A 25,869-nucleotide genomic window follows, 5' to 3' on the forward strand; every position below is an offset into this window, starting at 1 on the left:
GTGGTGGCCCGGGAAGTGTCGGATATCCGGCGTGGGACCATCGGGCCATAGAAATATTACGCTGAGTATGGATACTGGCGTGGGTGGAGCAAGCTGTCATCGCGGCCCTCCTCCTGATGGGCCTGGTCATCGGCGCCGGTGTCGGCGCGTCGTACGCCCGCGCGCAGCGGGGTTGGAAGGACTACCAGACGATCAAGACCAGCGTGCCCGGTGCCCGGCGTACCGCCTGGGTGGCGATCCGGGCGGTGGTCACCAAGATCGGTGTGATCGCGCTGCTGCTGGTCGGGGCGGCGGCGTACGCGGCGGCCGGGTCGGACCACGAACGCGCGGACCCCGCGACCACCCCGACCCCGACCGTGACCGCCACCCCGGGTCACCGCGCCGGGCGCTAGCCTCGGGGGCGTGGACGACGGACTGCGGGTGACGGACCGGCTCGTGGTGCCCGATGCCGAGCTGCGGGAACGCTTCTCCCGCTCGTCCGGCCCGGGTGGACAGGGGGTCAACACCACCGACTCCCGGGTGGAGCTGAGCTTCGACCTGGCCGGATCGCCCAGCGTGCCCGAGGCGCTGCGCGCCCGCGCCCTGGACCGGCTCGCCAACCGGCTGGTCGACGGGGTGCTCACCGTCGCGGCCAGCGAGCACCGGGCGCAGCTGGCCAACCGCGAGGCGGCCCGCGAACGCCTGGCCGCCCTGCTGCGCGAGGCGGTCGCGCCGCCGCCGAAGCCCCGCCGCCCCACCCGGCCGTCCCGGGCGGCCAAGGAGCGGCGGCTGGCCGAGAAGAAGCGGCAGTCCCAGCGCAAGCGCGACCGCCGGGTGGACGGCGACTGACGTACCCGAAAAGGGTTTGAGCCCCGGGTCAGCCGCCCCCAGAATGCCCGGGTGCCGAGCGATTTCTCCGTCAAGCCCACCCTCACCGGCGAGCGTGCCCTGCTGCGCCCGTTCGTCGACGACGACCTCGCCGCCTTCGAGGCGATCCTGGCCGACCCGGAGGTGGCCCGGCTCACCGGCAGCCCGCCGGGGGAGGGGCTCGAGCCGGCCCGGCTGCGGGCCTGGTACGGCACCCGCAACAGCCAGCCGGACCGGCTCGACCTGGCCGTCGTCGACCGGGCGACCGGGGCGTGCGTGGGCGAGGTCGTCCTCAACGAGTGGGACCGGGACAACGGCAGCTGCAACTTCCGCACCCTGATCGGTCCCGCCGGCCGGGACCGCGGGCTCGGCACCGAGGCGGTCCGGCTCGTCGTCGGGTACGGCTTCGAGCAGCTCGGCCTGCACCGGATCGGGCTGGAGGTGTTCGCCTTCAACCCGCGCGCCCGCCGGGTCTACGAGAAGGTCGGTTTCGTGGTCGAGGGCACGCTGCGGCAGGTCCTCCGCGACGGCGACGGCTGGGTGGACGCCAGCGTCATGTCGATCCTGGCCGACGAGTGGGCCGTGCACCGGGGCCACCCGGCCGCCTGACCCTCACCGGCGGGCCAGCGCCAGCACACTCAGACCGAACATCAGGACACCCAGGGGCAGGTGGACCGACGGGACGTGCGCGATGCCGAGCACGACCTGGACCGAGGCGAGCACGAGGAATCCCGACGCGTGCCAGACCGGCCGGGGCGAGCCGCCGCCCGGCTTCCACGCCAGCACCGCCGCGAGCACGTACAGCATCGACGCCGCGTACATCACCCGGGCTCCGGCGCTGTGCAGCGTCTCGCCGTAGGACGAGGTCAGCAGCAGTCCGGCGGAGACCGCCTGAACGAAGATGGTCAGGGTCTGCAGGGCGATCGCGAGCTGCAGGAACGAGAAGCCGCGCCGCGCGTTCGCCGGCGCCGTCACCTGGGTGGCCATGTCACGGTCCCCTTTCCCGCCCTCGGGTTCGCCACCCTCGGGCAGTAGATCGTCAAGGTCTCACCAGCCCGACGACGCGGGCCGGCGAAAGGTAAGGCGGGGGCGACCGGAAGCATGGGGACTGTGGGAACCCGCACAGAGGAGATAGCCGGCGAGCGACGGCAACTGATCAACGTCGCGTACCGGCTGCTCGGTTCGGTGAGCGAGGCCGAGGACGCCGTACAGGACGCCTACGCACGCTGGTACGGGCTGCCCCCGAGCCGGCAGGAGGAGATCCGGTCCCCGGGCGCCTGGCTGACGACGGTGACCAGCCGCATCTGCCTGGACGTGCTCGGCTCGGCCCGGGCCCGCCGGGAGCGCTACGTCGGCGCGTGGCTGCCCGAGCCGCTGCCCGACCGCACCGAGTGGAACCACGCGGGCGGCGCCGACCCCGGCGGCCCCGCGGATCCCGCCGACCAGATCGTCCTGGACGAGTCGGTGTCCATGGCCCTCCTCGTCGTCCTGGAGTCGACGACGCCCGCCGAGCGGGTGGCGTTCGTCCTGCACGAGGTCTTCCGGTACCCGTTCGCCGAGATCGCCGACGTTCTCGGCCGTTCCCCGGCGGCCTGCAAGCAGCTGGCGGCCTCGGCGCGGCGGCGGGTGAGCGCCGCGCGCGCCCCCGAGCCGGCGACCGGCCAGGCCGAGGTGGTGCGGGACGTCCGGAAGGCGTGGGAGGCCAGGGACATCGCCACCCTCGTCGGTCTCCTCAACCCGGCCGCCGTGATGACCGCCGACGGCGGCGGCGTGGTCGGTACGGTCCTGCACCCGGTCGAGGGCGCGGCACGCATCGCCCGGTACCTGGTCGCCATCGCCGACCTGGCCCCGGGCCTCGAACTCCTGGAGCGGTCCGTCAACGGTGTGCCGGGCCTGGTGGCCCAGCGTGCCGGCGTCGTCGTGACGGTGGCCTCGTTCGACGTCTCCGACGGGCGCGTCCGGCGGATCTGGGCGGTCCGCAACCCGGAGAAGCTGCGGCCGTGGGCGCCGGAGGGCTAGCGTCGCGCCGGCCCCGTCACACCCCGGCCGGTTCCAGCATGGTCGCGCAGACCTCGATCAGCCGGGCCCGGAGGTGGCCGGCGCGCTCGGCGAACTCGCGTTGACGTGCGACGTACTCCGCCTTGCCCTCCGGGGTCTCGATGGCCACGGGCCGTTCCCCGTAGGAGGAGAAGTCGTACGGGGAGGCCTGCATGTCGAGCAGCCGGATGTCCCCCGCCAGCGCGAAGCAGTCGAGCGCCAGCTCGCCCGGAACCGCGGGCCCCAGCTTGGTCGCCCACTTGTGGCAGTCCATCGAGGCGTGGAGGCAGCCCGGCTGGTCCAGCTCCACCTGGCTCTCCCGCGTGGGCCGGAGCCGGTTGAGGCCGACCGCGTCCGGGGTGAAGAAGCGGAACGCGTCGAAGTGCGTGCAGCGGATCTGGTGCGACTCGACCACGGCGTCGGTGCCCTCCTGGCCGAGGCGCAGGGGGAGCGGGTGACGATGGGCGCGCTGCCGGTACACCATCGCCCACTCGTGCAGGCCGAAGCAGCCGGTGAAGGCCGGCCGCGACGCGATCGAGGACAGCAGCCGGTGGATGAAGCGCACCGACTCCGCCCGGTCGGCGAGGAACGCCTCGGTGTCGAAGCGCACACCCCCGTCCGCGTCGGTGGCGTACCACCGCCAGGTCCGGTGCGGCGCGGGTCCGTCCGGACCGGGTTCCAGGGTGACCCCGACGCCGGGGTGCCACCGCCGCAGCACGGACGGCCTGGTGCCGTAGTAGTCGTAGAGGAAGTCGTCGATCGCGTGGCGCTCCCGCGCCGCCCGGCGGGCGCGGTGCCCCGCAGTGAGTGAGTCGGCGCGCTCCTCGTGCGCCCGCAGGCGGGCCAGCCAGGTGGCGGGGGCGAGGGCGGCGGTCACGGACCCCAGGGTACGGCCGCCGCCCGCCCCCGGTCACCGCACGTCCACCCGCACCCCGGCCGAGAAGACGCCGCTGCGCAGCTCCAACTGCTTGGGCGGGGCGTCGCCGTGCACGGTGAACACCAGCGGCAACAGCACCCGGGAGCCCGCGGCGACCGGGTGGGCGAAGACGTCCCGGCCGAGGTTCGCCACCCGGGTGGCGTTCTCGTCGGTGGCCACCCAGTTGCCCCCGGGCAGGTACGCCCGCTGCAGCTGCCCGTGCCAGGTCTGCTCCCCGCCCGTGAGATTGCGCACCCCGACCGTGGCCAGGCACTGCCGGCCGCCGCCCGGTGCCGCCGGCAGCGTGCCCACGCCGCAGGACACCCGGTAGACGGTGAACTCGAACGCGGTCTCGCGCAGCGGGACGCCGAGCGCACCCGTGACGCTGTTGCCCATCCAGGCGCCGCTGGTCGGCTGCTTCGTGGTGTCCATGGCGGCGACCCGCTGGGTGGCCGTCCACGCCGCCGCGCCCACCACGCCGGCCAGCACCGCGGCGGCGACACCGACCACCAGCCAGATCGGCGGCCGTCGGCGGCGCCCGGCGAGGGCGGGCATGGCCGGACGCGGGTACACGGTTCCCTGCTCCGCCGGGCCGCCCACGCCACCGGCGACGGTCGGGACGCCGGTGGCCGCCGGGGCCGGGCCCGGCCGCGTGCGCCGCCGGCGCCACGCCCACCACAGCACCCCGCCCGCGACGACCAGGAGCGCGGCCAGCGCGGCCAGCAGCACCGGCGGGCGGCGCCAGGCCGGGGCCGCCGCGGTCACCTGCGCCGCCGGGATCCTGGACCCCGTCCAGGTCGCCGTGGCGCAGTCGTACGGCCGGGTGCCGTCGGTGCCGTAGGCGCAGGTCGGTGCGGTCACCGCCCGGCCCGGAGCGGCCGTGCTGAGCGCGGTGTTCAGCGTGGTCGTGCTCCGCCCCGGCAGGCGCAGCCGCCAGGTCACCTCGTTGGCGGCCGCCGAACCGACGGGGTGGTTGGCCCGTCCGCCGCCGGTCACCGCGGTCGCCCGGGCCCCGGCCGGCAGTTCCTGCCGGACGGTCGTCTCCACCGGCGTCGGGCCGGCGTTGTGAACCTGGATCCGGTAGCCCGGCGCCGGTGTGCCGGCCGCGGCCACCGCCACGGTGACCGGCGGCGTGCTGAGCTGGATCGGCGCCGGTTTCGTGGTCGGCGCCGCCGGTGGCGCCGCCGGCATCCCGGTCTGGATCGGGGTGGCCTGGGCCGCCGCGGCCGGCGGAGCCGCCGGTTGCGGGGGCGCGGCCTCCGCCCGGGGCGCCGCCGCGGGCAGCGCCGGCACCGCCGCGATGATGCCGAGGCAGTTCACGAGCACGGCCAGGGTCCTGTGGTGTCGTCTCGATGCAGGCATACGAACGCACCTCCGGCCCCGAAGCTATGGGCCCGGACCCGCCGGGCGGGTACGAAGTCCGCAATCCCGCCCCGGCCGGCGCGGGCCGGCGTACCCTGGCGCGCCGCCCGCCCGGTGGGAACCCCTGGCCGCGTCCGGCGTGGCCCGCCCCGCCGGCGGGGATAGATTGGCCGGGTGCGTATCGCTCGTTTCGCTCATGCCAAGGGAATGTCGTTCGGGGTCGTCGAGGGCGAGCCGGAGGCCGGGCCGCAGGGCCTGACCATCGCCGAGATCGAGGGCCACCCGTTCGGCCAGATCCAGTTCTCCGGCGCCCGGTGGGCGCTCTCCGACGTCCGGCTGCTCTCGCCGATCCTGCCCAGCAAGGTGGTCTGCGTGGGCCGCAACTACGCCGAGCACGCCGCCGAGCACGGCAGCGAGGTGCCCAAGGAGCCGCTGCTCTTCCTCAAGCCGTCCACCTCGGTGATCGGCCCCCGGGACGCCATCCGGCTGCCGATCTTCTCCAAGCAGGTCGAGCACGAGGCGGAGCTGGCCGTGGTGATCGGCGCCCCCGGCGCCCGGCGGGCCGACCGGGCCGCCGCCGAACGGGCCATCTTCGGCTACACCTGCGCCAACGACGTCACGGCGCGGGACCTCCAGCGCTCCGACGGGCAGTGGACCCGGGCCAAGGGCTTCGACTCGTTCTGCCCGATCGGGCCGTGGATCACCACGGGGCTGGACGTCAGCGACCTGGAGGTCCGCTGTGAGGTGGGCCGCAACCCGGAGGAGATGGAGGTACGCCAGCTCGGCCGCACGAAGGACATGGTCTTCGACGTGCCGGCCCTGGTGTCGTACATCTCCCACGTCATGACGTTGCTCCCCGGTGACGTGGTGCTGACCGGCACGCCGGCCGGGGTTAGCCCGCTCACCGACGGGGATACGGTCACCGTGCGGATCGAGGGGATCGGCGAACTCACCAACCCGGTGGTGCCGGTCGCCTGATGCGTCCGACGCCTCGTTTCCGCAGTTGAGGGGCGGTTCGAGGGGTTGGATTTGGCCTGTCGGCACCGGGAGGGTAAAGTTCGTTCCTGGCGCCGCAAGGGGCCAATGGGGTATGGGGTAATTGGCAGCCCGACTGATTCTGGTTCAGTTAGTCTAGGTTCGAGTCCTGGTACCCCAGCGCAACCGCGGATTCGCGAGAATCCCGGACGCTGGATTCTGGCGGAGTTCCGCTCAGCTCCTCGCACGAGGAGCGGCAGTTGATCTCTGATAGAGTGCAGCTTCCCCGCCCGCGAGGGCGCGGAAGCATGAAGTTCTGGCCCCGTCGTCTAGCGGCCCAGGACGCCGCCCTCTCAAGGCGGTAGCGCCGGTTCGAATCCGGTCGGGGCTACAAGCGCTGACAGCCCGTCCCACCTCGTGGGGCGGGCTGTTTCGTTTCTTCGTTTCGTCCCTGACGGCCCGACCCCCTCGTGGAGGCCGGATGTGGTGCCGCTAGACTACTGCCGCACCGCTCGTCAGGGCGGTGAAGCAGGAAAAGTGCCTGGCCCCGTCGTCTAGCGGCCCAGGACGCCGCCCTCTCAAGGCGGTAGCGCCGGTTCGAATCCGGTCGGGGCTACCACCGGAAACGGCCCGTCTCGCTTTCGTGAGACGGGCCGTTTCCCGTTCGGTCCCCGCACCGCGCAGACTCACTCCGTCCGACCACTCCGTCGATCATGAGGTTGGCGGCGGTCTTGATCTCCCTGACTGCCGCTACCTCATGATCAACGGGGCGAGTGGGGTGGGGTGCCGTTACAGGCCGGAGAGGCGTTGGCCCGCTCGGACCACCGCCATGGCGTGGCGTTCGCCGGGGCGGCGGCCCAGGCGTTCGATCGGGCCGGAGATGCTGATGGCGGCGATGACCCGGCCGGTGCGGTCGCGGATCGGGGCCGAGACGCTCGCCACACCGGCCTCGCGCTCGGCGACGCTCTGCGCCCAGCCGCGGCGGCGTACCTCGGCGAGGGTGCGGCCCGTGAACTTCGACCGGGGCAGCAGCGGCATGACCGCCTCGGGCGGCTCCCAGGCGAGCAGGATCTGCGCCGCCGAGCCGGCCGTCATGGGCAGCACCGAGCCGACGGGCACGGTGTCCCGCAGGCCGCTGGCCCGCTCGGCCGCGGCCACGCAGATCCGCTCGTCGGCGCGGCGCAGGTAGAGCTGGGCGCTCTCGCCGGTGGCGTCGCGCAGCGCGGCGAGCAGCGGCTCGGCCGCGGTCAGCAGCACGTCCGGCGCGGCGTTGGCCAGCTCGCCGAGCCGGGGGCCCGGGCGCCAGCGCCCCTGGGTGTCCCGGACCAGCATCCGGTGGATCTCCAGGGCCTGTGCCAGCCGGTGCGCGGTGGCCCGGGGCAGCTTGGTGCGTTCAACGAGTTCGGCCAGGCTGGCGCCGTCGACACAGGCGGCCAGGATGACCACCGCCTTGTCGAGAACGCCGACACCGCTCATACTGTGTCCCACAAGCCGAAATTTACCTCCCAGAATTTAGGATGTCCAGATGGTGGGAGTCACTCAACCGAGGACCCTGGCCGAGAAGGTCTGGGACGCGCACGTCGTCCGCTCCGCCGACGGCGAGCCGGACCTGCTCTTCATCGACCTGCACCTGCTCCACGAGGTCACCAGCCCGCAGGCCTTCGACGGGCTGCGCCTGGCCGGTCGCCCGGTCCGCCGCACGGACCTCACGATCGCGACCGAGGACCACAACACCCCGACCGGGTACGACGACCCAGCGTTCCGCTCCCGGCGCGGCGACCTGCTCACGATCGCGGACCCCACCTCCCGCACCCAGATCGAGACGCTGCGCCGCAACTGCGCCGAGTTCGGGGTGCGGCTGCACCCGCTCGGCGACGAGAACCAGGGCATCGTGCACGTCATCGGCCCCCAGCTCGGCCTCACCCAGCCGGGCATGACGATCGTCTGCGGCGACTCGCACACCGCCACCCACGGCGCGTTCGGGGCGCTCGCGTTCGGCATCGGCACCAGTGAGGTCGAGCACGTGCTGGCCACCCAGACGCTGCCGCAGGCCCGCCCGAAGACCATGGCCGTGAACGTCACCGGCCGGCTCGCCCCGGGGGTGACCGCCAAGGACCTGGTGCTCGCCCTCATCGCCCAGGTGGGCACGGGCGGCGGCCGCGGCCACATCGTGGAGTACCGGGGCGAGGCGATCCGGGACCTCTCCATGGAGGGCCGGATGACCATCGCCAACATGTCCATCGAGTGGGGCGCCAAGGCCGGCATGATCGCGCCGGACGAGACCACCTTCGCGTACCTCAAGGGGCGGCCCAACGCGCCGCAGGGGGCCGACTGGGACGCGGCCGTGGACCACTGGCGGACGCTGCCCACCGACGACGGGGCGACCTTCGACACCGAGGTGACCCTGGACGCGAGCCGGATCACGCCGTTCGTCACCTGGGGCACCAACCCGGGCCAGGGCGTGCCGCTGGGCGCGGCCGTGCCGGACCCGGAGGAGTTCGTCACCGAGCCGGAGCGGGTCGCCGCCCGCCGGGCCCTGGAGTACATGGATCTCACGCCCGGCACCGCGCTGCGGGACCTGGCCGTGGACGTGGTCTTCGTCGGCTCCTGCACGAACGGCCGGCTGGAGGACCTGCGCGCCGCCGCCGACGTGCTGCGCGGGCACCGGGTCGCCGACGGCGTACGCATGCTGGTGGTGCCCGGTTCGGCCGCGGTCCGGGAGGCGGCCGAGGCGGAGGGGCTGGACAAGGTCTTCGCCGACGCCGGCGCCGAGTGGCGCTTTGCCGGCTGCTCTATGTGTCTGGGCATGAACCCGGACACGCTGAAGCCCGGTGAGCGCTCCGCCTCCACCTCCAACCGCAACTTCGAGGGCCGCCAGGGCCGGGGCGGGCGTACGCACCTGGTGTCCCCGCCGGTCGCCGCCGCCACCGCCGTGGTCGGCCGGCTGGCCGCCCCCGCCGACCTGTAGAAGGGCAGCCGAGCAATGGACAAGTTCACCACCCACACCGGCACCGCCGTGCCCCTGCGACGCTCCAACGTGGACACCGATCAGATCATCCCCGCCGTGTACCTCAAGCGGGTGACCCGTACCGGTTTCGCCGACGGACTGTTCAACGCGTGGCGGGAGGACCCCTCATTCGTCCTCAACGATGCCGCCTATTCGGGTGCGTCGATTCTGATCGCCGGTCCCGAGTTCGGCACCGGATCCTCCCGCGAGCACGCCGTCTGGGCGCTGCGGGACTGGGGCTTCCGGGCCGTGATCGCGCCCCGCTTCGGCGACATCTTCCGTGGCAACGCGCTCAAGGAAGGTCTCCTTCCGGTCGAGTTGGAATTGAAAGCCGTGGAAGAACTGTGGGATCTCGTGGAATCCGAGCCGAGCACCCCCGTCACGGTCGACCTCACCGCCCGCCAGGTCCACGCCGGTGACGCCACCTGGGCGTTCCCGCTGGACGACCACAGCCGTTGGCGGCTCATGGAGGGCTTGGATGACATTGGACTCACCCTCCGGCACGAGGCCGAGATCAGCGCCTACGAGGCGTCCCGGCCGTCGTTCCTGCCGTCGGTCGCCTGATCGCAGATAGCTTTTCGCCCCCACCGGCCCCGCCGGTGGGGGCGAATCCGTTACGACACAAGGGCTTTTTTCCACCGAATGTTTGTGTCCAGGCAGCACAGGGCATACCGTGCGCGCAGAATGGCTCGCGACGAGTCAGTTGCACAATCGGGAGGAAGTCGTGAACAAGGCCGAGCTCATCGAGGCGCTCGCCGTTCGCCTGGGGGACCGGAAGACGGCGACGGCCGCGCTCGAGGCGGTCCTCACTGAGGTCCAGGCGGCGGTCACCAAGGGCGAGAAGGTGGCGATCACCGGTTTCGGAGCGTTCGAAAAGCGTGTCCGGGGCGCCCGAACAGCGCGCAACCCGCGGACCGGCGAGGCGGTGAAGGTCAAGAAGACCTCCGTCCCGACCTTCCGTGCGGGCGCGGGCTTCAAGGAGATGGTGGCCAGCGGCAAGGTGCCGAAGGCCACGGTCGCCGCCAAGAAGACCACCACGGCCGCCGCGAAGACCACCGGCGCGAAGGCGACCGGGGCCAAGGCGACCGCCGCGAAGAAGACCACGGCGGCGGGCGCCGCCAAGAAGACCACGGCGGCGAAGGCCACCAGGACCACCGCCGCGGCCAAGAAGACCGCGCCCGCGAAGAAGGCCGCGACCAAGACGACCGCGGCGAAGAAGACCACCGCGGCGAAGTCGGCCGCGGCCAAGAAGACCACGGCGGCCAAGAAGACGACGGCCGCCAAGAGCACTGCCGCCAAGAAGGCGCCGGCGAAGAAGGCCCCGGCCAAGAAGGCCGCCAGCCGGCGCTGACCGCACGCCCCGAAAGGGCGCCCACCGTCCGCGGTGGGCGCTTTTTCGTGGGTACGCGTTGACCCGCCGTCGCGCGGGCCCGCAGAATCCTCGTGCCGAAAACCCCCGTCGGTCACGAGAAGAGGGGCGCCCGTGCGCCACCGTCAGCTCCGCACCGCCGCGCTCGCCCTGGGCGTCGTCGTCCTGCTCGACGTGCTGCGGGTCTGGCTGCCGTCGATCATCACCGTCTTCGGCCGGGCCGCCGAGACACCGGCCGAACTCCTCGGCGCCTTCGCCCTCGGCTGGTTCGTGCTCGCCCTCGCGGCGCCCGTCCTGGTCCGCCGGCTCGGCCCGCACCCGGTGGGCGCGGTGGCGGCCGGGGTCCTGGCCGCCACCCGGCTCGCCCTGACCGCCGCGCCCGGCGGCCGGGTCCAGCTCTGGCTGGGCTGCGCCGGCCTGCTCGCCGGCCTCGTGTGGCTCGCCGCGACCGCCGCGACGGTGTCGCGGCCGGTGCCGGGGCTGGCGTACGGCCTGGCCGTGGCCGCCGTCGGGCACGCCCTGCTGGGCACCGAGGACCTGGTCTGGCGGGGCGGCGTGCTCGGCTGGGTCGGGTCCGTCCTGCTGGTTGCCGCCTTCCTCGCTGCCCAGCTGGCCGCCTCGCCGCCGGCCGGTCGCGTCGCTCTGGACGGTGGCGCCGCCTCGGAGCCGGGCGGGGGAGCCGGCCGTGCGGCCTGGCTGCTGGTGGGGCCGGTGCTGTTGCTGGCCGGCCAGGTGGCGCTCGCCCCGGCGGTGTGGGACGCGGCCGCCGCGTACTGGCACGGGTCGGTGGACCTGCCGGGCCTGGCGCTGCCCCCGGCGCGCCTCGCGGCGGTGCCCGAGGTGGCGATCGGCCTGTTCCTGGCAGCGGTGCTGCTCCGCCCGCCCCGGCCGGTGGCGCGGCTGCTCTGGCCTGCCGCGCTGGTCGTCGGGGCCGGGCTGTTCGCCACCGACCGGGCGGGCTGGCTGGCGCCGGCGGTCCTGCTCGCCGCCGCCGGCCTCGGTGGCTGCCTCGCCCTCGTGGACGGCCCCGGCGGCCCCTCGCCGAGCCAGGACCTCGGCATGGCCGCCGATCCCGGCACGGACGGCGGGCGGCGGCGAGGATTCGCTGTCGTCGGCGGCATGCTGGGGTTCGCCATCGGCGCCGTGGCCTACTACGCCGCCTACGACCTCGGGTACCCGAACGGATGGGTGCCGGCGCTGGCGGCGCTCGCCGTCGCCGTCGCGGCCGTGCTCGCCCCACCGTTGGCCGCGGCCCCGGTCCGGTGGCCCGTGCCGGTGTGGACGGTCCTCGCGGCGATGCTCCTGACCGCTGTCGGTGGCGGGCTCCACCGCCCGGCCCCGGCCCCGAAGCCGCCCGCGACGCCTCCGGCGGCGGTACGCGTGGTGGCGTACAACATCCGGATGGGGTTCGGGCTGGACGGGCGGCTCGACGTGGACGCGCTGGCCCGGGCGGTGAACGGCAGCCGGCCGGACGTGGTGCTGCTCAGCGAGGTGGACCGGGGCTGGCTGCTCAACGGCGGCCACGACACCCTCGCCCTGCTGGCCGGGCGGCTGCGGATGCCCTACGTCTTCGCGCCCGCCGCCGACCCGGTCTGGGGCGACGCGGTGTTGAGCCGCTTCCCGGTGCGGGCCGGCCGTACCGAACCGCTCGCGGCGCACGGCGCGCCGACCGGGGCGCAGGCGCTCGGCGTCACGCTCGACCTCGGCGGCCGGGACCTCGCCGTGGTCGCCACCCACCTGCAACCGCCGCCGGGGGAGGGCCCGGTGGCCCAGGCCGGCGAGGTGGCCGCCTTCGCCACCCGGTACGCGGCCGGCCGCCCGCTGGTGCTCGGCGGCGACCTCAACACCGAGCCCGGCGATCCGGCGTTCGCCGAGTTCACCCGGGCCGGACTTGTCGACGCGCTGGCCGCGGCCCGCCCGCTGCGCACCAGCCCGGCCGACGAGCCGCGCAGCCAGATCGACCACGTCTTCGTCACACCCGGGCTGTCCCCGTCCGGGGCGGCCGCACCGCGCGGCACCGCCAGCGACCACCTCCCGGTCGCCGTGACGCTCGCCCTGCCCTGAACCGACGCCAACTCGCCGAGGTGGCGGTGTCCGACCGCGCCGGATGCCGCCACCTCGCCGAGCCGCCGGGAGCCGCCGCGCCGGATCAGAGGCGGTCGGCCGCGACGAGGCGGTCGCCCGTGAAGGCGAGCAGCCAGCCGCCGCCCTTCGGGGTGGTGAAGTCGTCGGCGCGCCCGGTCAGCCGTTCCAGCGCGCCGGGGATCACCTTGCCCTGGCTGCACACGGCGACCGGTTCCCCGGCGGCGGCCAGCGCGGCCAGCCGGGCGGCGGCGGCCAGCGCGCACTCGTCCACCTGCTGGCCGGGTCGCGGCTCGTCGAGGTCGCCGACCACCTCGATGGGCAGGTCCAGCAGGGCGGCCGCCGGGTCGAGGGTCTGCACGCAGCGCCGGGCCGAGGCGGAGACCAGGCGGGCCGGGCGGACCAGGGCGACTAGGGGCGCGAGCGCCTGCGCCTGGGCCCAGCCCTCGGCGTCCAGCGGCCGGCCGTCGTCCGGGCCGGTCCAGGTGCCCCGCTTGCCGGCGTGCGCGTGCCGGACCAGCAGCAGGGTGGCGGTGACCGGCGGCAGCGCCGCGAACGCGGCGATCACCTCGGCGTCGTGCGGGTAGCTGACCCGGCGTGCCGCCTCGTCGGTGGGGAACCAGGCCACCTCGTCCACCTCGGTGTCCGGCTGGAAGCCGCCCCGGGCGACCGCCCGCATCGACCAGTAGTCGACGGCCTTCGACCGGCCCTCGCTGCGGTAGCGGGCGCCCGGCAGGCGTACCTGCGGCACGGCCCGGACGTCGGTCTCCTCGGCGACCTCGCGGACGGCGGCCCGCAGCGGGTGTTCGCCGGTGTCCAGCTTGCCCTTCGGCAGTGACCAGTCGCCGTACCGGGGGCGGTGCACGAGGCAGACCTCGACGCCGGATCCGGCCGGGCGCCAGACGACCCCGCCCGCCGCCCGGATCCGCACCGGCTCGTCGTCCGTCATCCGCTCACCGTATGCCCGCTCCGAGCGGGCCGTGGTCCGGTCAGCCCGCCCTGCCGCCGACCCGGTGCAGGAGCAGGTCCTGGAGGTGGGTCAGCGGCGTGTCGTCGGTGCCGGTACGCCGCTGCCAGGTGCCGTCCCCGGCCAGCTCGAACGCGTCCACCTCGGGGCTGAACGCGGCGGTCAGCACGTGGTCGAGCTCGGCCCGGGCCACCGGGTCGCTCACCTGCACCAGCGCCTCCACCCGGCGGTCGAGGTTGCGGTGCATGAGATCGGCCGAGCCCATCCAGAACTCCGCGTCGCCGTTGTTGCCGAACCGGAAGATGCGCGAGTGCTCCAGGAACCGGCCGAGGATCGAGCGGACCCGGATGTTCTCCGACAGGCCCGGCACGCCCGGCCGCAGCGTGCACATGCCCCGGATCAGCAGGTCGACGTGCACCCCGGCGATGGACGCCCGGTAGAGCGCGTCGGTGATCTCCTCGTCGACCAGCGCGTTCACCTTGAACTGCACGAGCCCCGGCATGCCGAGCCGCACGTGCTCGATCTCCCGCTCGATCCGTTCCACGAGGCCGCTTCGGATGCCCTGCGGGGCCACCAGCAGCCGCCGGTACGCGGTCTGCCGGCTGTAGCCGGTGAGCACGTTGAACAGGTCGGTGAGGTCGGCCCCGATCTCCGGGTCGGCGGTGAGCATGCCGAAGTCCTCGTAGAGCCGGGCGGTCTTCGGGTGGTAGTTGCCGGTGCCGATGTGGCAGTAGCGGCGGATCTGGTTGCCCTCCTGGCGTACGACCAGGGCGGTCTTGCAGTGGGTCTTCAGGCCGACCAGGCCGTAGACCACGTGGCAGCCGGCCCGCTCCAGGGTGCGCGCCCAGCCGATGTTGGCCACCTCGTCGAAGCGGGCCTTCAGCTCGACGAGCACCACCACCTGCTTGCCGGCGGCGGCCGCATCGACCAGCGCGTCGACGATGGGGGAGTCGCCGCTGGTGCGGTAGAGGGTCTGCTTGATGGCCAGCACGTTCGGGTCGGCGGCGGCCTGCTCGACGAAGCGCTGCACGCTGGTCGCGAACGAGTGGTACGGGTGGTGCACCAGCACGTCGCCGTCCCGCAGGGTGGCGAAGACGCTGCGCGGCACCTCGCCCTCGGCGAGCCGGGGGTGGGTGGCCGGCACGAACGGCGGGTCCTTGAGGTCGGGCCGGTCGGCCTCGCCGTAGACCTGCCAGAGCGCCGAGAGGTCGAGCAGGCCGCGGACCCGGAGCACGTCGTGGCCGTCCATGTCCAGCTCGCGGACGAGCAGCTCCAGCATGTGGTCGGAGATGGAGGCGGCCACCTCGAGGCGTACGGGCGGGCCGAACCGGCGCCGCGCCAGCTCCCGCTCCAGGGCCTGGAGCAGGTCCTCGTCGCGGTCCTCGTCCACCTCCACCTCGGCGTTGCGGGTCACCCGGAACAGGTGGCACTCGACCACCTGCATGCCGGAGAAGAGCTGCCCGAGGTGCACGGAGATGAGGTCCTCCACGGGCAGGAAGCGCACCCCCGGCTCGTCGCGGGCCACCCGGACGAACCGGGGCACGTTGTTCGGCACCTTCACCCGGGCGAACAGCTCCGAGCCGCCGTCCGGGTCGCGTACCGAGACGGCCAGGTTCAGCGACCGGCCCGAGATGTACGGGAACGGGTGCGCCGGGTCCACCGCGAGTGGGGTGAGCACCGGGAAGATGTGCTCCCGGAACCAGGTGCGCAGCCGTTCCCGCTCGGCGTCGTCGAGGTCGCTCCAGCGCAGGATCCGGATGTCCTCGGCGGCCAGCTTCGGCAGCACGTCGTCGACGAAGCAGGCGGCGTGCCGGGCGACCAGGTCGGCGGTCTTCTCCGTGATCCGCTCCAGCTGGGTGCGCAGTGGCAGCCGGTCACCGCCGCGCACCGGCAGGCCGGCGGAGAGCCGGCGCTTCAGCCCGGCCACCCGCACCATGTAGAACTCGTCCAGGTTGCTGGCGAAGATGGCCAGGAACTTGGCCCGCTCCAGCAGCGGGGTGCGGGGATCCTCGGCCAGGGCCAGCACCCGGGCGTTGAAGTCGAGCCAGGAGAGCTCCCGGTTGAAGAACCGGTCCTCCGGCAGCGGCCGGGCTGTCGGGGGCTCCAGCTGCGGCCCCGGCCCCTCGACCGGGTCGAGGGTCTCCTCCAGCCCGGCGGAGGCCGCCGCGACGGGCTCCGGGCTGACGCTCTCCTCCGGGGGGCGGACGCGGCGGAACCGGCCGTCGGCGCCGCGGGTCGACGCGCCGTTGCGGGGCGCGCCGGGGTCGACGAGGTTACGGGGACCGTCGGGCTGCTCGCGAGGGGTGCTCACCACCTCATGATTCCCCGACGAGGGTGAACGGAAAATGAACTCGGGGCAGGTTGGTCACGCCATCGTCGGCAATGTCACCCGGACGACCTCGCCGGCGGCGTCCCGCTCGATGCGGACCCGCTGCCCGAGCCGGAGCAGCCGCAGGCCGGAGGCGTCGAACGCGCGGGCCGGGAACGCCAGCTCGGTGCCGTCGTCGAGGAGCAGCACGCCGCTGCGGGTCGACGCGTCGTAGGTGGCCACCGTGCCCTGCATGCCAGCACCGTACCCGACGTCCCCGCCGGCCCGGGCCAGCAGCGCGGCGGTGCGCGGACCGGCGCCGAGGCGGGCGGCGGCCGCGAGGTCGGCCGGGGTGTCCACGTCCCGGCGCAGCGTGGGCCAGCCGCCGGGCAGCGGCAGCGCCCCGCTCGCCGCGTGCGCCGCCGCCGAGCCGGGCCCGAACCGGGGCGCCAGGGGCACCCCGGGTGGCGCGGCGAGCAGCACGGTGCCGCTGCCCGGGGCGTCGGCCACGAATCCGCGTACCCCGTCGGCAGGAACGGCCCGGAGCGCCGCGGCCAGGTCGGCCGGGCGCAGCGCGGGCAGGTCGGCGGTCAGGCCGGCCACGGCGGCGCCCGCGCCGGCCACCGCCGCGCCGTGCCGGAAGGCCGCGTTCAGGCCGGCCGCCGGGTCCGGCGCGACCGCCGCGCCGGCCGCGGTCGCCTCCGCCGCGACCCGGGGATCGTCGGTCACCACGAGCACCCGGGCCACCGCCGGGCAGGCCCGCACCGCGCGGACCGTGTCGGCCGCGAGGGCCAGCGCCAGCTCCTCATGGGGTACGCCGGGCAGCGCCCCGCGCAGGCGGCTCTTCGCCACCCCGAGGCGCTTCACCGGCACCACCACGGTCCAGGTCGGCTCAGGCACGTGACAATCCTGCCAGCCGCCCGGCGGTACCCTCACTGGCCGGACCGGGAGCGAGCAGGCATGATTTCGTCCCGGGGCGTGCGCGCGCGTGGGGCGGAACGAGGAGGCAGGGTGGCACCGCGGAGGCTGGGATTCTGGCCACGGTTCGCCGTGGTGCTGGTGAAGCCGGTGTTGACCGTCTGGACCCGCCGCACCTGGCGGGGGATGGAGCACCTGCCCCGCGAGGGCGGGATCATCATCGTGCCGAACCACATCTCGCACGCGGACCCGCTGGTGTCCGCGCACTTCATCCACGACGCCGGGCGCTGGCCGCAGTTCCTCGGCAAGGCCAGCGTGTTCCGGGTGCCGGTGATCGGCTGGATCCTGCACCGCTGCAAGCAGATCCCGGTGGAGCGCGGCAGCGTCGAGGCGGCCCGGTCGCTGGACAAGCTGGTGGCCGCCGTGCACGAGGGTGGCGCGGTGGTGATCTACCCGGAGGGGACCACCACCCGCGAGCCGGACCTGTGGCCCATGAAGGGCAAGACCGGCGCGGCCCGGCTGGCGCTGGCCACCGGCGCCCCGGTGATCCCGGTCGCCATGGTCGGCCCGGAGAAGATGTTCGACCCGCGGACCGCCCGCGTCGGGCTGCGCCCGCGTACCCCGGTGACGGTGGTCGCCGGGCCGCCGGTCGACCTGAGCCGGTGGGCGGGCGCCACGCCGACCCGGGCGATCCTGGAGGAGATGACCGACACGATCATGCTGCGGATCCGGGACCTGGTGGCGGAGATCCGCGGTGGCACACCGCCGCCGCTGTGGGAGCGGCCGGCCCGGACGCGTACGCCCGAGGTGACCGAGTGAGCGCGAGGAGTGAGCCGGTGTTGCGAGCCCCGCAGTCGCGAACGAAGGTGGCGCAGTGAGCGGGCATGTCGCGGTGTTGGGAGCGGGCTCGTGGGGCACCGCCTTCGCCAAGATCCTTGCCGACGCCGGCCGGGAGGTGACCATCCTGGCCCGGCGCGCCTCGGTGGCCGAGGCGATCCGGACCGGGCGCCACAATCCGGACTACCTGCCGGACGTGCGGCTGCCCGACCGGGTCACCGCGACCGGTGACGCCGAGGAGGCCATCGCCGGCGCCGAGGTGGTGGTGCTCTCCGTGCCGTCGCAGACGCTGCGCGGCAACCTCGCCGAGTGGACCCCGTACCTGGACCCGGACGCCACGCTCGTCTCACTCATGAAGGGCATCGAGCTGGGCACCACCAAGCGGATGAGCCAGGTGATCATGGAGACCGCCGGGGTGCCGGCCGACCGGGTGGTCGTCGTCTCCGGCCCCAACCTGGCCCCGGAGATCGCCGCCGAGCAGCCGGCCGCGACCGTGGTCGCCGGCACCGACAGCCGCCGGACCGCCCTGGTGCAGTCGTCGATCCGCACGCCGTACTTCCGGCCGTACACCAACGACGACGTGATCGGCTGCGAGCTGGGCGGAGCCGTGAAGAACGTGATCGCCCTGTCGTACGGCATCGCGACCGCCATGGGCTTCGGCGACAACACCCGCGCCATGCTCATGACCCGCGGCCTGGCCGAGACCGCCCGGCTTGGCGTGGCCCTGGGCGCCGATCCGATCACCTTCGCCGGGCTGGCCGGCATGGGCGACCTCGTGGCCTCCTGCACGTCGCCGCTGGCCCGCAACCGCACCTTCGGCGAGCACCTGGGCCGGGGGGAGACGCTGGAGCAGGCGCAGGCGGCCACCCGGCAGACCGCCGAGGGCGTGAAGAGCTGCCTCGCCATCCGGGACCTGGCCCGGGCGCACGGCGTCGAGATGCCGATCACCGAGCAGATCGAGCGGATCTGCCACGAGGGGATGGACCCGCGGCTCGCCGTGGACGCCCTCATGAGCCGCACCGCGAAGCCCGAGTCGTACGAGTGAGGCGGCGATGACCGACGAGTGGGGTGACGGCACGCGCAGCGTGCACGCCGGGCTGCCCGCGCCGGAACCGGGCCAGCCCTTCCTGCCCGGGCCGGTCTTCGCGGCGCCGTACCACCTGGACCCGTGGCGGGGGCCGGAGGCGACCCCCAACGGGTACGGGCGGCCGGACAACCCCACCCGGCGGCTGCTGGAGGCGGCCGTCGGCGAGCTGGAGGGCGGCGACTGCCGGGTCTTCGCCAGCGGCCAGGCGGCCATCACGGGGCTGCTGCTGGCCCTGCTGCGCCCCGGCGACACCGTGCTGCTCCCCGCCGACGGCTACTTCCCGGTGCGCGCCTTCGCCACCGCCACCCTGGAGGGCATCGGGGTACGCGTCGGTTTCGTGCCGACGGCCGGCCCGTACCCGTCGTTCGAGGGCGTCCGGCTGGTGCTGCTGGAGACACCGGCGAACCCCGGCCTGGACGTGGCCGACGTGCCGGCGCTGGCTGTCGCGGCGCACGGCGCCGGAGCGCTGGTGGCCGTCGACAACACCACCGCCACCCCGCTCGGGCAGCGCCCGCTGGAGCTCGGCGCCGACGTGGTGGTCGCCTCCGGCACCAAGGCCCTCACCGGCCATTCGGACCTGCTGCTCGGTTACGTGGCGACCCGCTCGGCCGAGCTGCTCGACGCGGTGACCGCCTGGCGGACCACGACCGGCGGGGTGCCCGGGCCGTTCGACTGCTGGCTGGCCCACCGCTCGCTGGCGACCGTGGACCTGCGGCTGGGCCGGCAGACCGCCAACGCCGAGGCGCTGGCCCGGCTGCTCGCCGGCCGCGACGATGTCACCGGCCTGCGCTGGCCGGGGCTGGCGACCGACCCGGCGTACGCGGTGGCGTCGGTCCAGATGCGACGGATGCCGGGCGTGCTCTCCTTCGACCTGGGTGACGCCGACCGGGTCGCCCGGTTCCTCGACGCGTCCCGGCTGGTGTCCGCCGCCACCTCGTTCGGCGGGCTGCACACCACCGCCGACCGCCGGGCCCAGTGGGGGGACGACACGGCGCCCGGCTTCGTCCGGCTCTCCTGTGGCATCGAGGACGCCGCCGACCTGGTCGCCGACGTGACCGCCGCGCTCGACGCGGCCTGACGCCGGCCCGGCCGCTCCGCTACGCTGACGGGGCAGCAGCGGCCCGCGTGGGCCCCGACCGGAGGAGGTGAGACCGATCCACCAGCAGAGGACCGGCGCTCCCTCCGAGTCCGCGTCGCCCCAGGGTTAGGCGACGCCGGGAGCGCCGACGAGCGTTCCGAAAGGCCTGCCATGCCAGCCACCCTGTTCTCCCCGGACCGTCCCGCCCTCGTCCGGCGGTTGCGCGCCGCCGGCTGCGTCTTCGCCGAGGACGAGGCGGAGCTGCTCATCGCCGCCGCCGACTCGGCCGAGGCGCTGACCGACCTGGTCGACCGCCGGGTCGCCGGCCTGCCGCTCGAGCACCTGCTCGGCTGGGCCGAGTTCTGCGGCCTGCGGGTCGCCGTCGACCCCGGGGTGTTCGTGCCCCGCGGGCGGACCGCCCTGCTGGTCACCGCCGCCGCGGCGGTGGCCGGCCCGTCGCCCGCCGTGCTCGACCTCTGCTGCGGTTCGGGCGCCGCCGCGCTGGTGCTGCACGGCCGGCTGGCGCCCCGCTGGCTGGCCGCCGCCGACGTCGACCCGGCCGCGGTGGCCTGCGCCCGGCGCAACCTGACCCCGCTGGGCGTGCCGGTCTACCAGGGCGACCTGTTCGCGCCGCTGCCGGCCCGGTGGCGGGGGCGGCTGGACCTGGTGGTGGCGAACGCCCCGTACGTGCCGAGCGACGCGGTGGCCATGCTGCCGCCGGAGGCGCGGCTGCACGAGGCCCCGGTGGCGCTGGACGGCGGCGCGGACGGGCTGGCCGTGCTGCGCCGGGTGGCCGCCGGCGCGGCCGAGTGGCTGGCCCCCGGTGGGCACCTCGCGGTGGAGGTGAGCGCCGGCCAGGCCACGGCGCTCTGCGCCATCCTCACCGACGCCGGCCTGGACCCGTCCGTGGTGCACGACGACGACCTGGAGGCCACCGCCGTCACGGCCCGCCGCCCCGGGTGAGGCGCCCGGCCCCGCCCACCCGGGCGGGCCGCGCGACCGTGGCGGGACCCCGCGGCGGCAACTAGCCTCAGGTCAGGCTCGGCGGGAGGCGGTGGCGGTGGGCAGTGCGGGTGTGCCGGTGGTGGTGGGTCTGGACAACGGCGGCACGAGCAACAACGCCACCGTGCTGACGGTCGACGGCCGGTTCCTGGTGGACGGGCTGGTCGAGATCCCGAGCGAGGTCCAGGCCGGTCCGGAGGCGGCGATCGAGGCTCTCGCCCGGGCCCTGGACGGGGTGCTGGCGCTCACCGGGGTGCCCCGCGAGCTGGTCCGCGCGGTCGGGCTGGACACCCCCGGCCCGGCCAGCGCCACCGGGGTGATCTCCTCGCGCGGCTCGACCAACTTCTCCCAGCCCGCCTGGCGCGGCTACGACGTGCGCAGCGCGCTGGAGCACCGGCTCGGCCTGCCCGTGGTCTACGCCAACGACGGCAACGCGGCGGCCCTCTACGCCCACCACACGCATTTCGGCGCCGACGCGATGGCCCGGTCCTCGGTCGCCGCGATCGTGGGCACCGGGCTCGGTGGCGGCGTGGTCGAGAGCGGCCGGGTGGTCGGCGGTGCGGCCGGCATGGCCGGCGAGTTCGGGCACGTGCACATCCCGCTCGACGGGCTGCTCGGGCCGGGCCAGCCGGTGCCCGTGTGCGCCTGCGGCTTCGCCGGCGACGTGGAGAGCGTCGCCTCGCTCACCGCCATCGCGAACAACCTGCTGCCGTACTGGCTGGGCCGGTTCCCGGGGCACCCGCTGGCCGCCGAGGAACCGGCCCGGGCGGCGAAGCTCGTCCGCGGCTACGGCGAGCGGGGCGACCCGCTGGCGCGCGAGCTCTTCACCCAGCAGGCCATGGCGCTGGGTCGGCTGTTCACCATCGCGGCCAACTTCACCGACCCGCACGCGTACTTCGTGGGCGGCGGGGTGGTGGAGGCGGCGCCGGAGTTCCGCGACTGGTTCCTGGCCACCGTGCGGGAGCACACCGTGCTCCGCGCCGAGCAGCGCGCGGTGGCGACCTTCGCGCTGGTGCCCGACCGGGACATGGCCGGGGCGCGCGGGGTGGCCATCGCGGCGCTGGAGGCGGTCCGCGGCGGGGCCGCCGCCGGCCCGCTGGTCGCCGGCTGAGCCGCGGCGTCGCCGCCCGGCGGACCAGGGCCGGCGGGTCAGGGCCGGCGAGTCAGGGGCGGCGGATCAGGGCTGCCGGATCAGGGGCGCGGCGGGGCGTCGGTGAAGGCGGCCCAGGCGGCCGGGCGGAACACCAGCACCGGGCCGGCCGGGTCCTTGGAGTCGCGGACCGCGACCGCCTCCGGCAGCGGCGCCATCTCGACGCACGCGCCCTCATCGCCGCTGTGGCTGCTCTTGCGCCAGCCGGTCACCGGCCGTCGGTGGCTGTTCGTGCCGTTCATGCTTCCTACCTCTCGTTCAGCAGGCGGAGCAGCTCGTCCCGGCTGGCCGCCGGGCTCAGCGCCACGGTCCGCAGGTGCTCCATGATCTTCGTGCAGGTGCGCAGGTCGCCCGGCCGGTCCAGCACCATCTGCCCGGCGACCGTCTCCACCGAGGCGATGATCGGGTCCTCCGGGTCGGCGAACTCCAGGATGTGCAGCGACCCCCGGGTCCCCCGGTGGTATCCGGCGGAGAGGGGGATCACCTGCACGGTGATGTTCGGCAGTTCGGCCATCTTGAGCAGGTGCTGGAGCTGACCCCCCATCACGGTCCGGTCCCCGACCGGGCGCAGTAACGCCCCCTCGTCGATGATGGCGTCGAGGATCGGCGGATCGTCACCCGTGAGCCGTTGCTGGCGGTCGAGGCGCAGCTTGACCCGCTGCTCCACCTGCTCGTCGCTGAGGGTGTGCGGGCCACCGCGCATCACTCCCCGGATGTAGTCGGCGGTCTGGAGCAGGCCGGGCACCACCGACGGCTCGAAGTTCGCGATGCCGGTCGCCTCCGCCTCCAGGGCGATGAAGTCGATGGTCCGCCGGTCCAGCAGGTACGAGTAGGAGACCCACCAGCCCGGCTTGCGGGCGTCCTTGGCGAGCTGCACGGCCGCGGCGATCTCGTCGGGCCCCACCCCGTAGAGGGTGAGCAGCGCCCGCACGGTGGCCGGGCTGACCAGCGTCTGCGCGTTCTCGTAGCGGGACAGGGTGCTGCGGGTGCTGTTGATCTCGTCGGCCGCGGCCTCCAGGGTGAGGCCGGCGGCCTCCCGGTGGGTCCGCAGGGCGATGCCGAGCCGTCGGGCCCGGGCGGTCTTCGGCGCCATGCATCGATGGTCGCACATCAACGGGAGCTTGGGCATGAGAGAAGATCGATGAGAGTTGCATTCACGCGTGTCCACCTGTCAATCTGTGACGGCGTCCTCACCGCCGGTTGTCGTGGCGACGGTGGTGGTGAGCGACCGGAGGGGATGGGGCGCGCGGCGATCGGGTTTTACTCCCCCACGACCCGATCGTCGCGTGCCCCGACCGGCACACCGGACGGGGAGGAGCGGCGATGACGGTGACGGCCTGCCAGCCGGCGGACGAGGGCGGGCGGGGATGACCCGGTTCCTCGTGGTCCTCACCGACGTGCGTCCCCTCGACGGCCTCTGGCGCAACGAGCGCACCAGCCCCGAGCGGCGCCGGCAGGTCGTCGGCGCGAGCAGCCGCGAGGCGGCGGACCGGATCGCCGGCGCCTTCATGGCGCTGGGCATGGTCCGCGCCGGCCGGCAACGGGTCAAGGTCATCGCGGTCGGCCGCCGGCCGCGCACCCCGGATCACCTCAACTGAACCGGGCCCGCCCCCGGATCGCGGCGACGGGGGCGGGGAGCCGGGCGGCCGGTGGCAGGTCCCGCCGCCGGCCGCCTGGCCTGACCGCCGCCCATCCGGTTACTCCCCGTATACGACTCGTTGACCGGCTGCGGCCTGCTGTGCCGTCTCCCCGGGTATCCACCACCGACGCTCGCCACGCACAGTAAGGTCAAGCGGGTGAGCGCCCCCGGCGAGCACGGCCAGCCGCAGTCGTGGACGAAGAGGTGACCGGAGTGACCACCCCAGGTAAGACCCGCGTGGCGATCGTCTTCGGCGGCCGCAGCCCGGAGCACGGCATCTCCTGCGTCAGCGCCGGCAGCGTGCTGGCCGCCCTCGACCCCGACGAGTTCGAGGTCGTGCCGGTCGGCATCACCCGGCAGGGCCAGTGGGTGCTGGCCAGCGGCGACCCCGGCCAGCTCGCCATCGCCGACCGCAAGCTCCCCGAGATCACCGCCGGCTCCGGCGCCGAGCTTGTGCTGCGCGCCGACCCGGCCGTGGGTGGCCTCATGGTGCTCGACCCGACCCAGGGTCCGGTGGCGCTGGCCGACGTGGACGTGGTCTTTCCGGTGCTGCACGGCGCGTACGGGGAGGACGGCACCATCCAGGGGATGCTGGAGATGGCGGACATCCCCTACGTCGGTGCGAACGTGTTCGCCTCGGCGGCCGCCATGGACAAGGAGTTCACCAAGAAGCTCTGCGCCGCCGAGGGCATCCCGGTCGGCCCGTACGTGGTGCTGCGCGCCGGGATGACGCTGACCGAGGAGGACAAGGAGCGCCTCGGCCTGCCGGTCTTCGTGAAGCCGTCCCGCGCCGGTTCGTCGTTCGGCATCACGAAGGTCGACGACTGGGCGCAGCTCGACGCGGCGGTCGCCACGGCCCGGGAGATCGACACGAAGGTGCTCGTCGAGGGCGCGATCGTGGGCCGCGAGATCGAGTGCGGCGTGCTGGAGGGCGAGGCCGGCGGCGCCCCGGAGGCGTCGGTGCTGGCCGAGGTGCGGGTGGTCTCCGGCCACGACTGGTACGACTTCGAGGCCAAGTACATCGACGACGCCTGCGAGTACGACATCCCGGCGAACCTGCCCGAGCACGTGACCCGGCAGGTGCGCGAGTACGCCACGCGCGCGTTCACCGCGCTGGACTGCTCCGGCCTGGCCCGGGCCGACTTCTTCGTCACCCCGGAGCTGGACGTCTATCTCAACGAGATCAACACCATGCCGGGCTTCACCCCGACCTCGATGTTCCCGCGCATGTGGGCGGCCAGCGGGCTGGAGTATCCGAAACTGGTCAACCGGCTCATCCGCACCGCCCTGCGCCGCGCCGGCCGCTGACTCCGCGGCCGGCGCGGCGACGGTCAGGCGGAGCAGCCGGACGGTGCCGTCTTCGCGGCGGGCACCGAGGCGACCACCGCGTCGGAGATCGGCGTGACCCACTGGAGCGGCTGCTCGTACTGCTTCGGCACCCGCACCCGCACCGGGGTCTCCCGGTCGACGGTGGTCAGCACGGTGGCGTCGGCCTCCTGCACGGCATGCCAGCAGACCTTGTTCACCGACCACACCTCGTCGGTGGGCTGCACGATCGGCGGCGTGCCGCCGCAGGCAACGGTGAGCGCCGGATCGCCGTACGCGGCGTTCTGCTCGGCGCCCGCGGTGACCGGACGCTGCGCCAGGTCGCGGACGGTCGCCGGCAGCTGCGACACCAGGGCGCGGCACACCGTGGCGGGCCGCTCGGCCAGGGCCGGGGCCGGCAGCTCGACCGGCGCGCTCGACTGCGGCCGGGCGGCGGACGCCGACGGACTCGGCGCGGCGGCCGGGGAGTCCGGGGCGAGCTTGGCGAAGGTGAACCCGGCCACCGCCAGGGTGACCGGCACCGCGACGAGGGTGGCCCAGAGCGCGGCGCTGCGGGTCGACCGGTCGCGGCGCGCCGGGCGGGACTCCTCGGCGGCGGGGGAGGACGTGATCTCTTCCACTTACAGGCGCACCACCGAACACGTGAGGGTGCGGGTGATGCCGGGCACCAGCTGCACCTTGCTGACGATGAGTTTGCCGAGCTCGTCGACGGTGTTCGCCTCGGTGAGGACGACCACGTCGTAGGGCCCGGTGACGGCGTCGACGCGTACCACGCCGGCGAGGTCCGCGATCTGACCGGCCACGTCACGTGCGCGACCGACCTCCGTCTGGATGAGGATGTACGCCTGTACCACGACTCGACCTCCGTCCGTCGCCGCTTCGGCGGCCCGAAGGGTGAAACTACCCTACGGAGCGGCCCTGATCTGTCTCGGTCGCCGGGGGACCGCGGTGAGCGAGCACACG

26 protein-coding genes, 3 tRNA genes and 1 pseudogene are annotated in these 25,869 nt (G+C 74.4%); 19 read left to right on the forward strand and 11 right to left on the reverse strand.

Annotated features, from left to right (window positions below):
• Positions 1–83 precede the first annotated feature (83 nt).
• From GCE86_RS00710 to GCE86_RS00720, 3 genes are read left to right on the forward strand one after another with little or no spacing between them, the layout of a single operon-like run.
• The gene (locus GCE86_RS00710; RefSeq protein WP_154225106.1) at positions 84–392 is read left to right on the forward strand and encodes a hypothetical protein; all 309 of its coding nucleotides are present in this window, start codon (positions 84–86) and stop codon (positions 390–392) included.
• A gap of 10 nt (positions 393–402) precedes the next feature.
• Positions 403–828, forward strand: coding sequence for an alternative ribosome rescue aminoacyl-tRNA hydrolase ArfB (arfB, locus tag GCE86_RS00715; RefSeq protein WP_154225107.1), 426 nt, complete (start codon positions 403–405; stop codon positions 826–828).
• Positions 829–879: 51 nt separating this feature from the next.
• Complete coding sequence (locus GCE86_RS00720; protein ID WP_154225108.1) at positions 880–1,455, forward strand: GNAT family N-acetyltransferase; 576 nt, start codon at positions 880–882, stop codon at positions 1,453–1,455.
• A gap of 3 nt (positions 1,456–1,458) precedes the next feature.
• Here GCE86_RS00720 and GCE86_RS00725 read toward each other — a convergent pair whose 3' ends face one another.
• On the reverse strand, positions 1,459–1,833 hold the full coding sequence (locus tag GCE86_RS00725; protein WP_154225109.1) for a hypothetical protein: 375 nt from the start codon (positions 1,831–1,833) through the stop codon (positions 1,459–1,461).
• Positions 1,834–1,956: 123 nt separating this feature from the next.
• Between GCE86_RS00725 and sigJ the strand changes: the two genes are divergently transcribed.
• Positions 1,957–2,865 carry an RNA polymerase sigma factor SigJ gene (gene sigJ, locus GCE86_RS00730; protein WP_244317134.1) on the forward strand — a complete coding sequence of 303 codons (909 nt, stop codon included), beginning with the start codon at positions 1,957–1,959 and terminating at the stop codon, positions 2,863–2,865.
• 16 nt (positions 2,866–2,881) lie between these two features.
• On the opposite strand, the gene GCE86_RS00735 is transcribed toward sigJ, so the two are convergent.
• On the reverse strand, positions 2,882–3,760 hold the full coding sequence (locus GCE86_RS00735) for a 3-methyladenine DNA glycosylase (protein ID WP_244317136.1): 879 nt from the start codon (positions 3,758–3,760) through the stop codon (positions 2,882–2,884).
• Between the two features lie 33 nt (positions 3,761–3,793).
• Positions 3,794–5,161, reverse strand: a complete 1,368-nt coding sequence (locus GCE86_RS00740) for a hypothetical protein (RefSeq protein ID WP_154225112.1) — start codon at positions 5,159–5,161, stop codon at positions 3,794–3,796.
• A 174-nt stretch (positions 5,162–5,335) separates the two neighbouring features.
• Between GCE86_RS00740 and GCE86_RS00745 the strand changes: the two genes are divergently transcribed.
• From GCE86_RS00745 to GCE86_RS00760, 4 genes are all read left to right on the forward strand, one after another.
• Complete coding sequence (locus tag GCE86_RS00745; protein WP_154225113.1) at positions 5,336–6,139, forward strand: fumarylacetoacetate hydrolase family protein; 804 nt, start codon at positions 5,336–5,338, stop codon at positions 6,137–6,139.
• 106 nt (positions 6,140–6,245) lie between these two features.
• A tRNA-Gln gene (locus GCE86_RS00750) sits at positions 6,246–6,317 on the forward strand.
• 137 nt (positions 6,318–6,454) lie between these two features.
• Positions 6,455–6,527: transfer RNA gene (locus GCE86_RS00755), tRNA-Glu, on the forward strand.
• A 152-nt stretch (positions 6,528–6,679) separates the two neighbouring features.
• Positions 6,680–6,755: transfer RNA gene (locus GCE86_RS00760), tRNA-Glu, on the forward strand.
• Between the two features lie 170 nt (positions 6,756–6,925).
• On the opposite strand, the gene GCE86_RS00765 is transcribed toward GCE86_RS00760, so the two are convergent.
• A complete protein-coding gene (locus GCE86_RS00765; RefSeq protein WP_013284529.1) occupies positions 6,926–7,612 on the reverse strand; it encodes an IclR family transcriptional regulator in 687 nt (228 codons plus the stop codon).
• A gap of 49 nt (positions 7,613–7,661) precedes the next feature.
• Here GCE86_RS00765 and leuC point away from each other — a divergent pair, with 49 nt between their 5' ends.
• The 4 genes from leuC (at position 7,662) to GCE86_RS00785 (ending at position 12,576) form a co-directional block, all read left to right on the forward strand.
• Complete coding sequence (gene leuC / locus GCE86_RS00770) at positions 7,662–9,104, forward strand: 3-isopropylmalate dehydratase large subunit (RefSeq protein WP_154225114.1); 1,443 nt, start codon at positions 7,662–7,664, stop codon at positions 9,102–9,104.
• A 15-nt stretch (positions 9,105–9,119) separates the two neighbouring features.
• Entirely contained in the window at positions 9,120–9,707 is a 588-nt protein-coding gene (leuD, locus tag GCE86_RS00775) for a 3-isopropylmalate dehydratase small subunit (RefSeq protein ID WP_154225115.1), read from the forward strand.
• Positions 9,708–9,867: 160 nt separating this feature from the next.
• Positions 9,868–10,494 carry an HU family DNA-binding protein gene (locus tag GCE86_RS00780; RefSeq protein ID WP_154225116.1) on the forward strand — a complete coding sequence of 209 codons (627 nt, stop codon included), beginning with the start codon at positions 9,868–9,870 and terminating at the stop codon, positions 10,492–10,494.
• 132 nt (positions 10,495–10,626) lie between these two features.
• Positions 10,627–12,576 carry an endonuclease/exonuclease/phosphatase family protein gene (locus GCE86_RS00785; protein WP_154225117.1) on the forward strand — a complete coding sequence of 650 codons (1,950 nt, stop codon included), beginning with the start codon at positions 10,627–10,629 and terminating at the stop codon, positions 12,574–12,576.
• 85 nt (positions 12,577–12,661) lie between these two features.
• On the opposite strand, the gene GCE86_RS00790 is transcribed toward GCE86_RS00785, so the two are convergent.
• The 3 genes and pseudogenes from GCE86_RS00790 to cofC all read right to left on the reverse strand — a co-directional run.
• Positions 12,662–13,543 carry an NUDIX hydrolase gene (locus GCE86_RS00790; protein WP_154225118.1) on the reverse strand — a complete coding sequence of 294 codons (882 nt, stop codon included), beginning with the start codon at positions 13,541–13,543 and terminating at the stop codon, positions 12,662–12,664.
• Positions 13,544–13,583: 40 nt separating this feature from the next.
• On the reverse strand, positions 13,584–15,872 hold the full coding sequence (locus tag GCE86_RS00795; protein WP_208818058.1) for an RNA degradosome polyphosphate kinase: 2,289 nt from the start codon (positions 15,870–15,872) through the stop codon (positions 13,584–13,586).
• A 264-nt stretch (positions 15,873–16,136) separates the two neighbouring features.
• Positions 16,137–16,769 (reverse strand): annotated as a pseudogene (gene cofC, locus GCE86_RS00800) (2-phospho-L-lactate guanylyltransferase); the annotation flags it as partial.
• A gap of 111 nt (positions 16,770–16,880) precedes the next feature.
• On the opposite strand from cofC, the gene GCE86_RS00805 reads away from it, so the two are divergent.
• From GCE86_RS00805 to GCE86_RS00825, 5 genes are all read left to right on the forward strand, one after another.
• Complete coding sequence (locus GCE86_RS00805) at positions 16,881–17,606, forward strand: lysophospholipid acyltransferase family protein (protein ID WP_154225121.1); 726 nt, start codon at positions 16,881–16,883, stop codon at positions 17,604–17,606.
• Positions 17,607–17,661: 55 nt separating this feature from the next.
• The gene (locus GCE86_RS00810; protein WP_154225122.1) at positions 17,662–18,669 is read left to right on the forward strand and encodes an NAD(P)H-dependent glycerol-3-phosphate dehydrogenase; all 1,008 of its coding nucleotides are present in this window, start codon (positions 17,662–17,664) and stop codon (positions 18,667–18,669) included.
• 7 nt (positions 18,670–18,676) lie between these two features.
• Positions 18,677–19,789 (forward strand): cystathionine gamma-lyase, encoded by a 1,113-nt coding sequence (locus tag GCE86_RS00815; RefSeq protein ID WP_154225123.1) that lies wholly within the window; start codon positions 18,677–18,679, stop codon positions 19,787–19,789.
• A gap of 171 nt (positions 19,790–19,960) precedes the next feature.
• Positions 19,961–20,752: a putative protein N(5)-glutamine methyltransferase gene (locus GCE86_RS00820; protein ID WP_154225124.1), complete on the forward strand. Its 792-nt coding sequence runs from the start codon at positions 19,961–19,963 to the stop codon at positions 20,750–20,752.
• A gap of 97 nt (positions 20,753–20,849) precedes the next feature.
• The gene (locus GCE86_RS00825) at positions 20,850–21,902 is read left to right on the forward strand and encodes an ROK family protein (RefSeq protein ID WP_154225125.1); all 1,053 of its coding nucleotides are present in this window, start codon (positions 20,850–20,852) and stop codon (positions 21,900–21,902) included.
• Positions 21,903–21,982: 80 nt separating this feature from the next.
• Here GCE86_RS00825 and GCE86_RS00830 read toward each other — a convergent pair whose 3' ends face one another.
• Together GCE86_RS00830 and GCE86_RS00835 are read right to left on the reverse strand one after the other, a co-directional pair.
• Positions 21,983–22,183: a DUF397 domain-containing protein gene (locus GCE86_RS00830; protein WP_154225126.1), complete on the reverse strand. Its 201-nt coding sequence runs from the start codon at positions 22,181–22,183 to the stop codon at positions 21,983–21,985.
• 5 nt (positions 22,184–22,188) lie between these two features.
• On the reverse strand, positions 22,189–23,034 hold the full coding sequence (locus GCE86_RS00835; protein ID WP_154225127.1) for a helix-turn-helix domain-containing protein: 846 nt from the start codon (positions 23,032–23,034) through the stop codon (positions 22,189–22,191).
• A 274-nt stretch (positions 23,035–23,308) separates the two neighbouring features.
• On the opposite strand from GCE86_RS00835, the gene GCE86_RS00840 reads away from it, so the two are divergent.
• Entirely contained in the window at positions 23,309–23,539 is a 231-nt protein-coding gene (locus GCE86_RS00840; RefSeq protein ID WP_154225128.1) for a hypothetical protein, read from the forward strand.
• A gap of 254 nt (positions 23,540–23,793) precedes the next feature.
• Entirely contained in the window at positions 23,794–24,888 is a 1,095-nt protein-coding gene (locus tag GCE86_RS00845; RefSeq protein WP_154225129.1) for a D-alanine--D-alanine ligase family protein, read from the forward strand.
• A gap of 23 nt (positions 24,889–24,911) precedes the next feature.
• Here GCE86_RS00845 and GCE86_RS00850 read toward each other — a convergent pair whose 3' ends face one another.
• Both GCE86_RS00850 and GCE86_RS00855 read right to left on the reverse strand, forming a co-directional pair.
• Positions 24,912–25,526: a DUF3515 family protein gene (locus GCE86_RS00850; protein ID WP_208818060.1), complete on the reverse strand. Its 615-nt coding sequence runs from the start codon at positions 25,524–25,526 to the stop codon at positions 24,912–24,914.
• Entirely contained in the window at positions 25,527–25,760 is a 234-nt protein-coding gene (locus GCE86_RS00855; protein ID WP_091268792.1) for an Lrp/AsnC ligand binding domain-containing protein, read from the reverse strand.
• Between the last annotated feature and the right edge of the window lie 109 nt (positions 25,761–25,869).

Source organism: Micromonospora terminaliae (assembly GCF_009671205.1).
GTDB classification, from domain to species: Bacteria; Actinomycetota; Actinomycetes; order Mycobacteriales; family Micromonosporaceae; genus Micromonospora; species Micromonospora terminaliae.

Bases quoted from the DNA above. Each gene is read 5' to 3' on its own strand.
- GCE86_RS00725 (WP_154225109.1), bottom strand. From the start codon at position 1,833: ATGGCCACCCAGGTGACGGCGCCGGCGAACGCGCGGCGCGGCTTCTCG.
- GCE86_RS00740 (WP_154225112.1), bottom strand. From the start codon at position 5,161: ATGCCTGCATCGAGACGACACCACAGGACCCTGGCCGTGCTCGTGAAC.
- GCE86_RS00765 (WP_013284529.1), bottom strand. From the start codon at position 7,612: ATGAGCGGTGTCGGCGTTCTCGACAAGGCGGTGGTCATCCTGGCCGCC.
- leuC (WP_154225114.1), top strand. From the start codon at position 7,662: ATGGTGGGAGTCACTCAACCGAGGACCCTGGCCGAGAAGGTCTGGGAC.
- leuD (WP_154225115.1), top strand. From the start codon at position 9,120: ATGGACAAGTTCACCACCCACACCGGCACCGCCGTGCCCCTGCGACGC.
- GCE86_RS00790 (WP_154225118.1), bottom strand. From the start codon at position 13,543: ATGACGGACGACGAGCCGGTGCGGATCCGGGCGGCGGGCGGGGTCGTC.
- GCE86_RS00815 (WP_154225123.1), top strand. From the start codon at position 18,677: ATGACCGACGAGTGGGGTGACGGCACGCGCAGCGTGCACGCCGGGCTG.
- GCE86_RS00820 (WP_154225124.1), top strand. From the start codon at position 19,961: ATGCCAGCCACCCTGTTCTCCCCGGACCGTCCCGCCCTCGTCCGGCGG.
- GCE86_RS00830 (WP_154225126.1), bottom strand. From the start codon at position 22,183: ATGAACGGCACGAACAGCCACCGACGGCCGGTGACCGGCTGGCGCAAG.
- GCE86_RS00835 (WP_154225127.1), bottom strand. From the start codon at position 23,034: ATGGCGCCGAAGACCGCCCGGGCCCGACGGCTCGGCATCGCCCTGCGG.
- GCE86_RS00840 (WP_154225128.1), top strand. From the start codon at position 23,309: ATGACCCGGTTCCTCGTGGTCCTCACCGACGTGCGTCCCCTCGACGGC.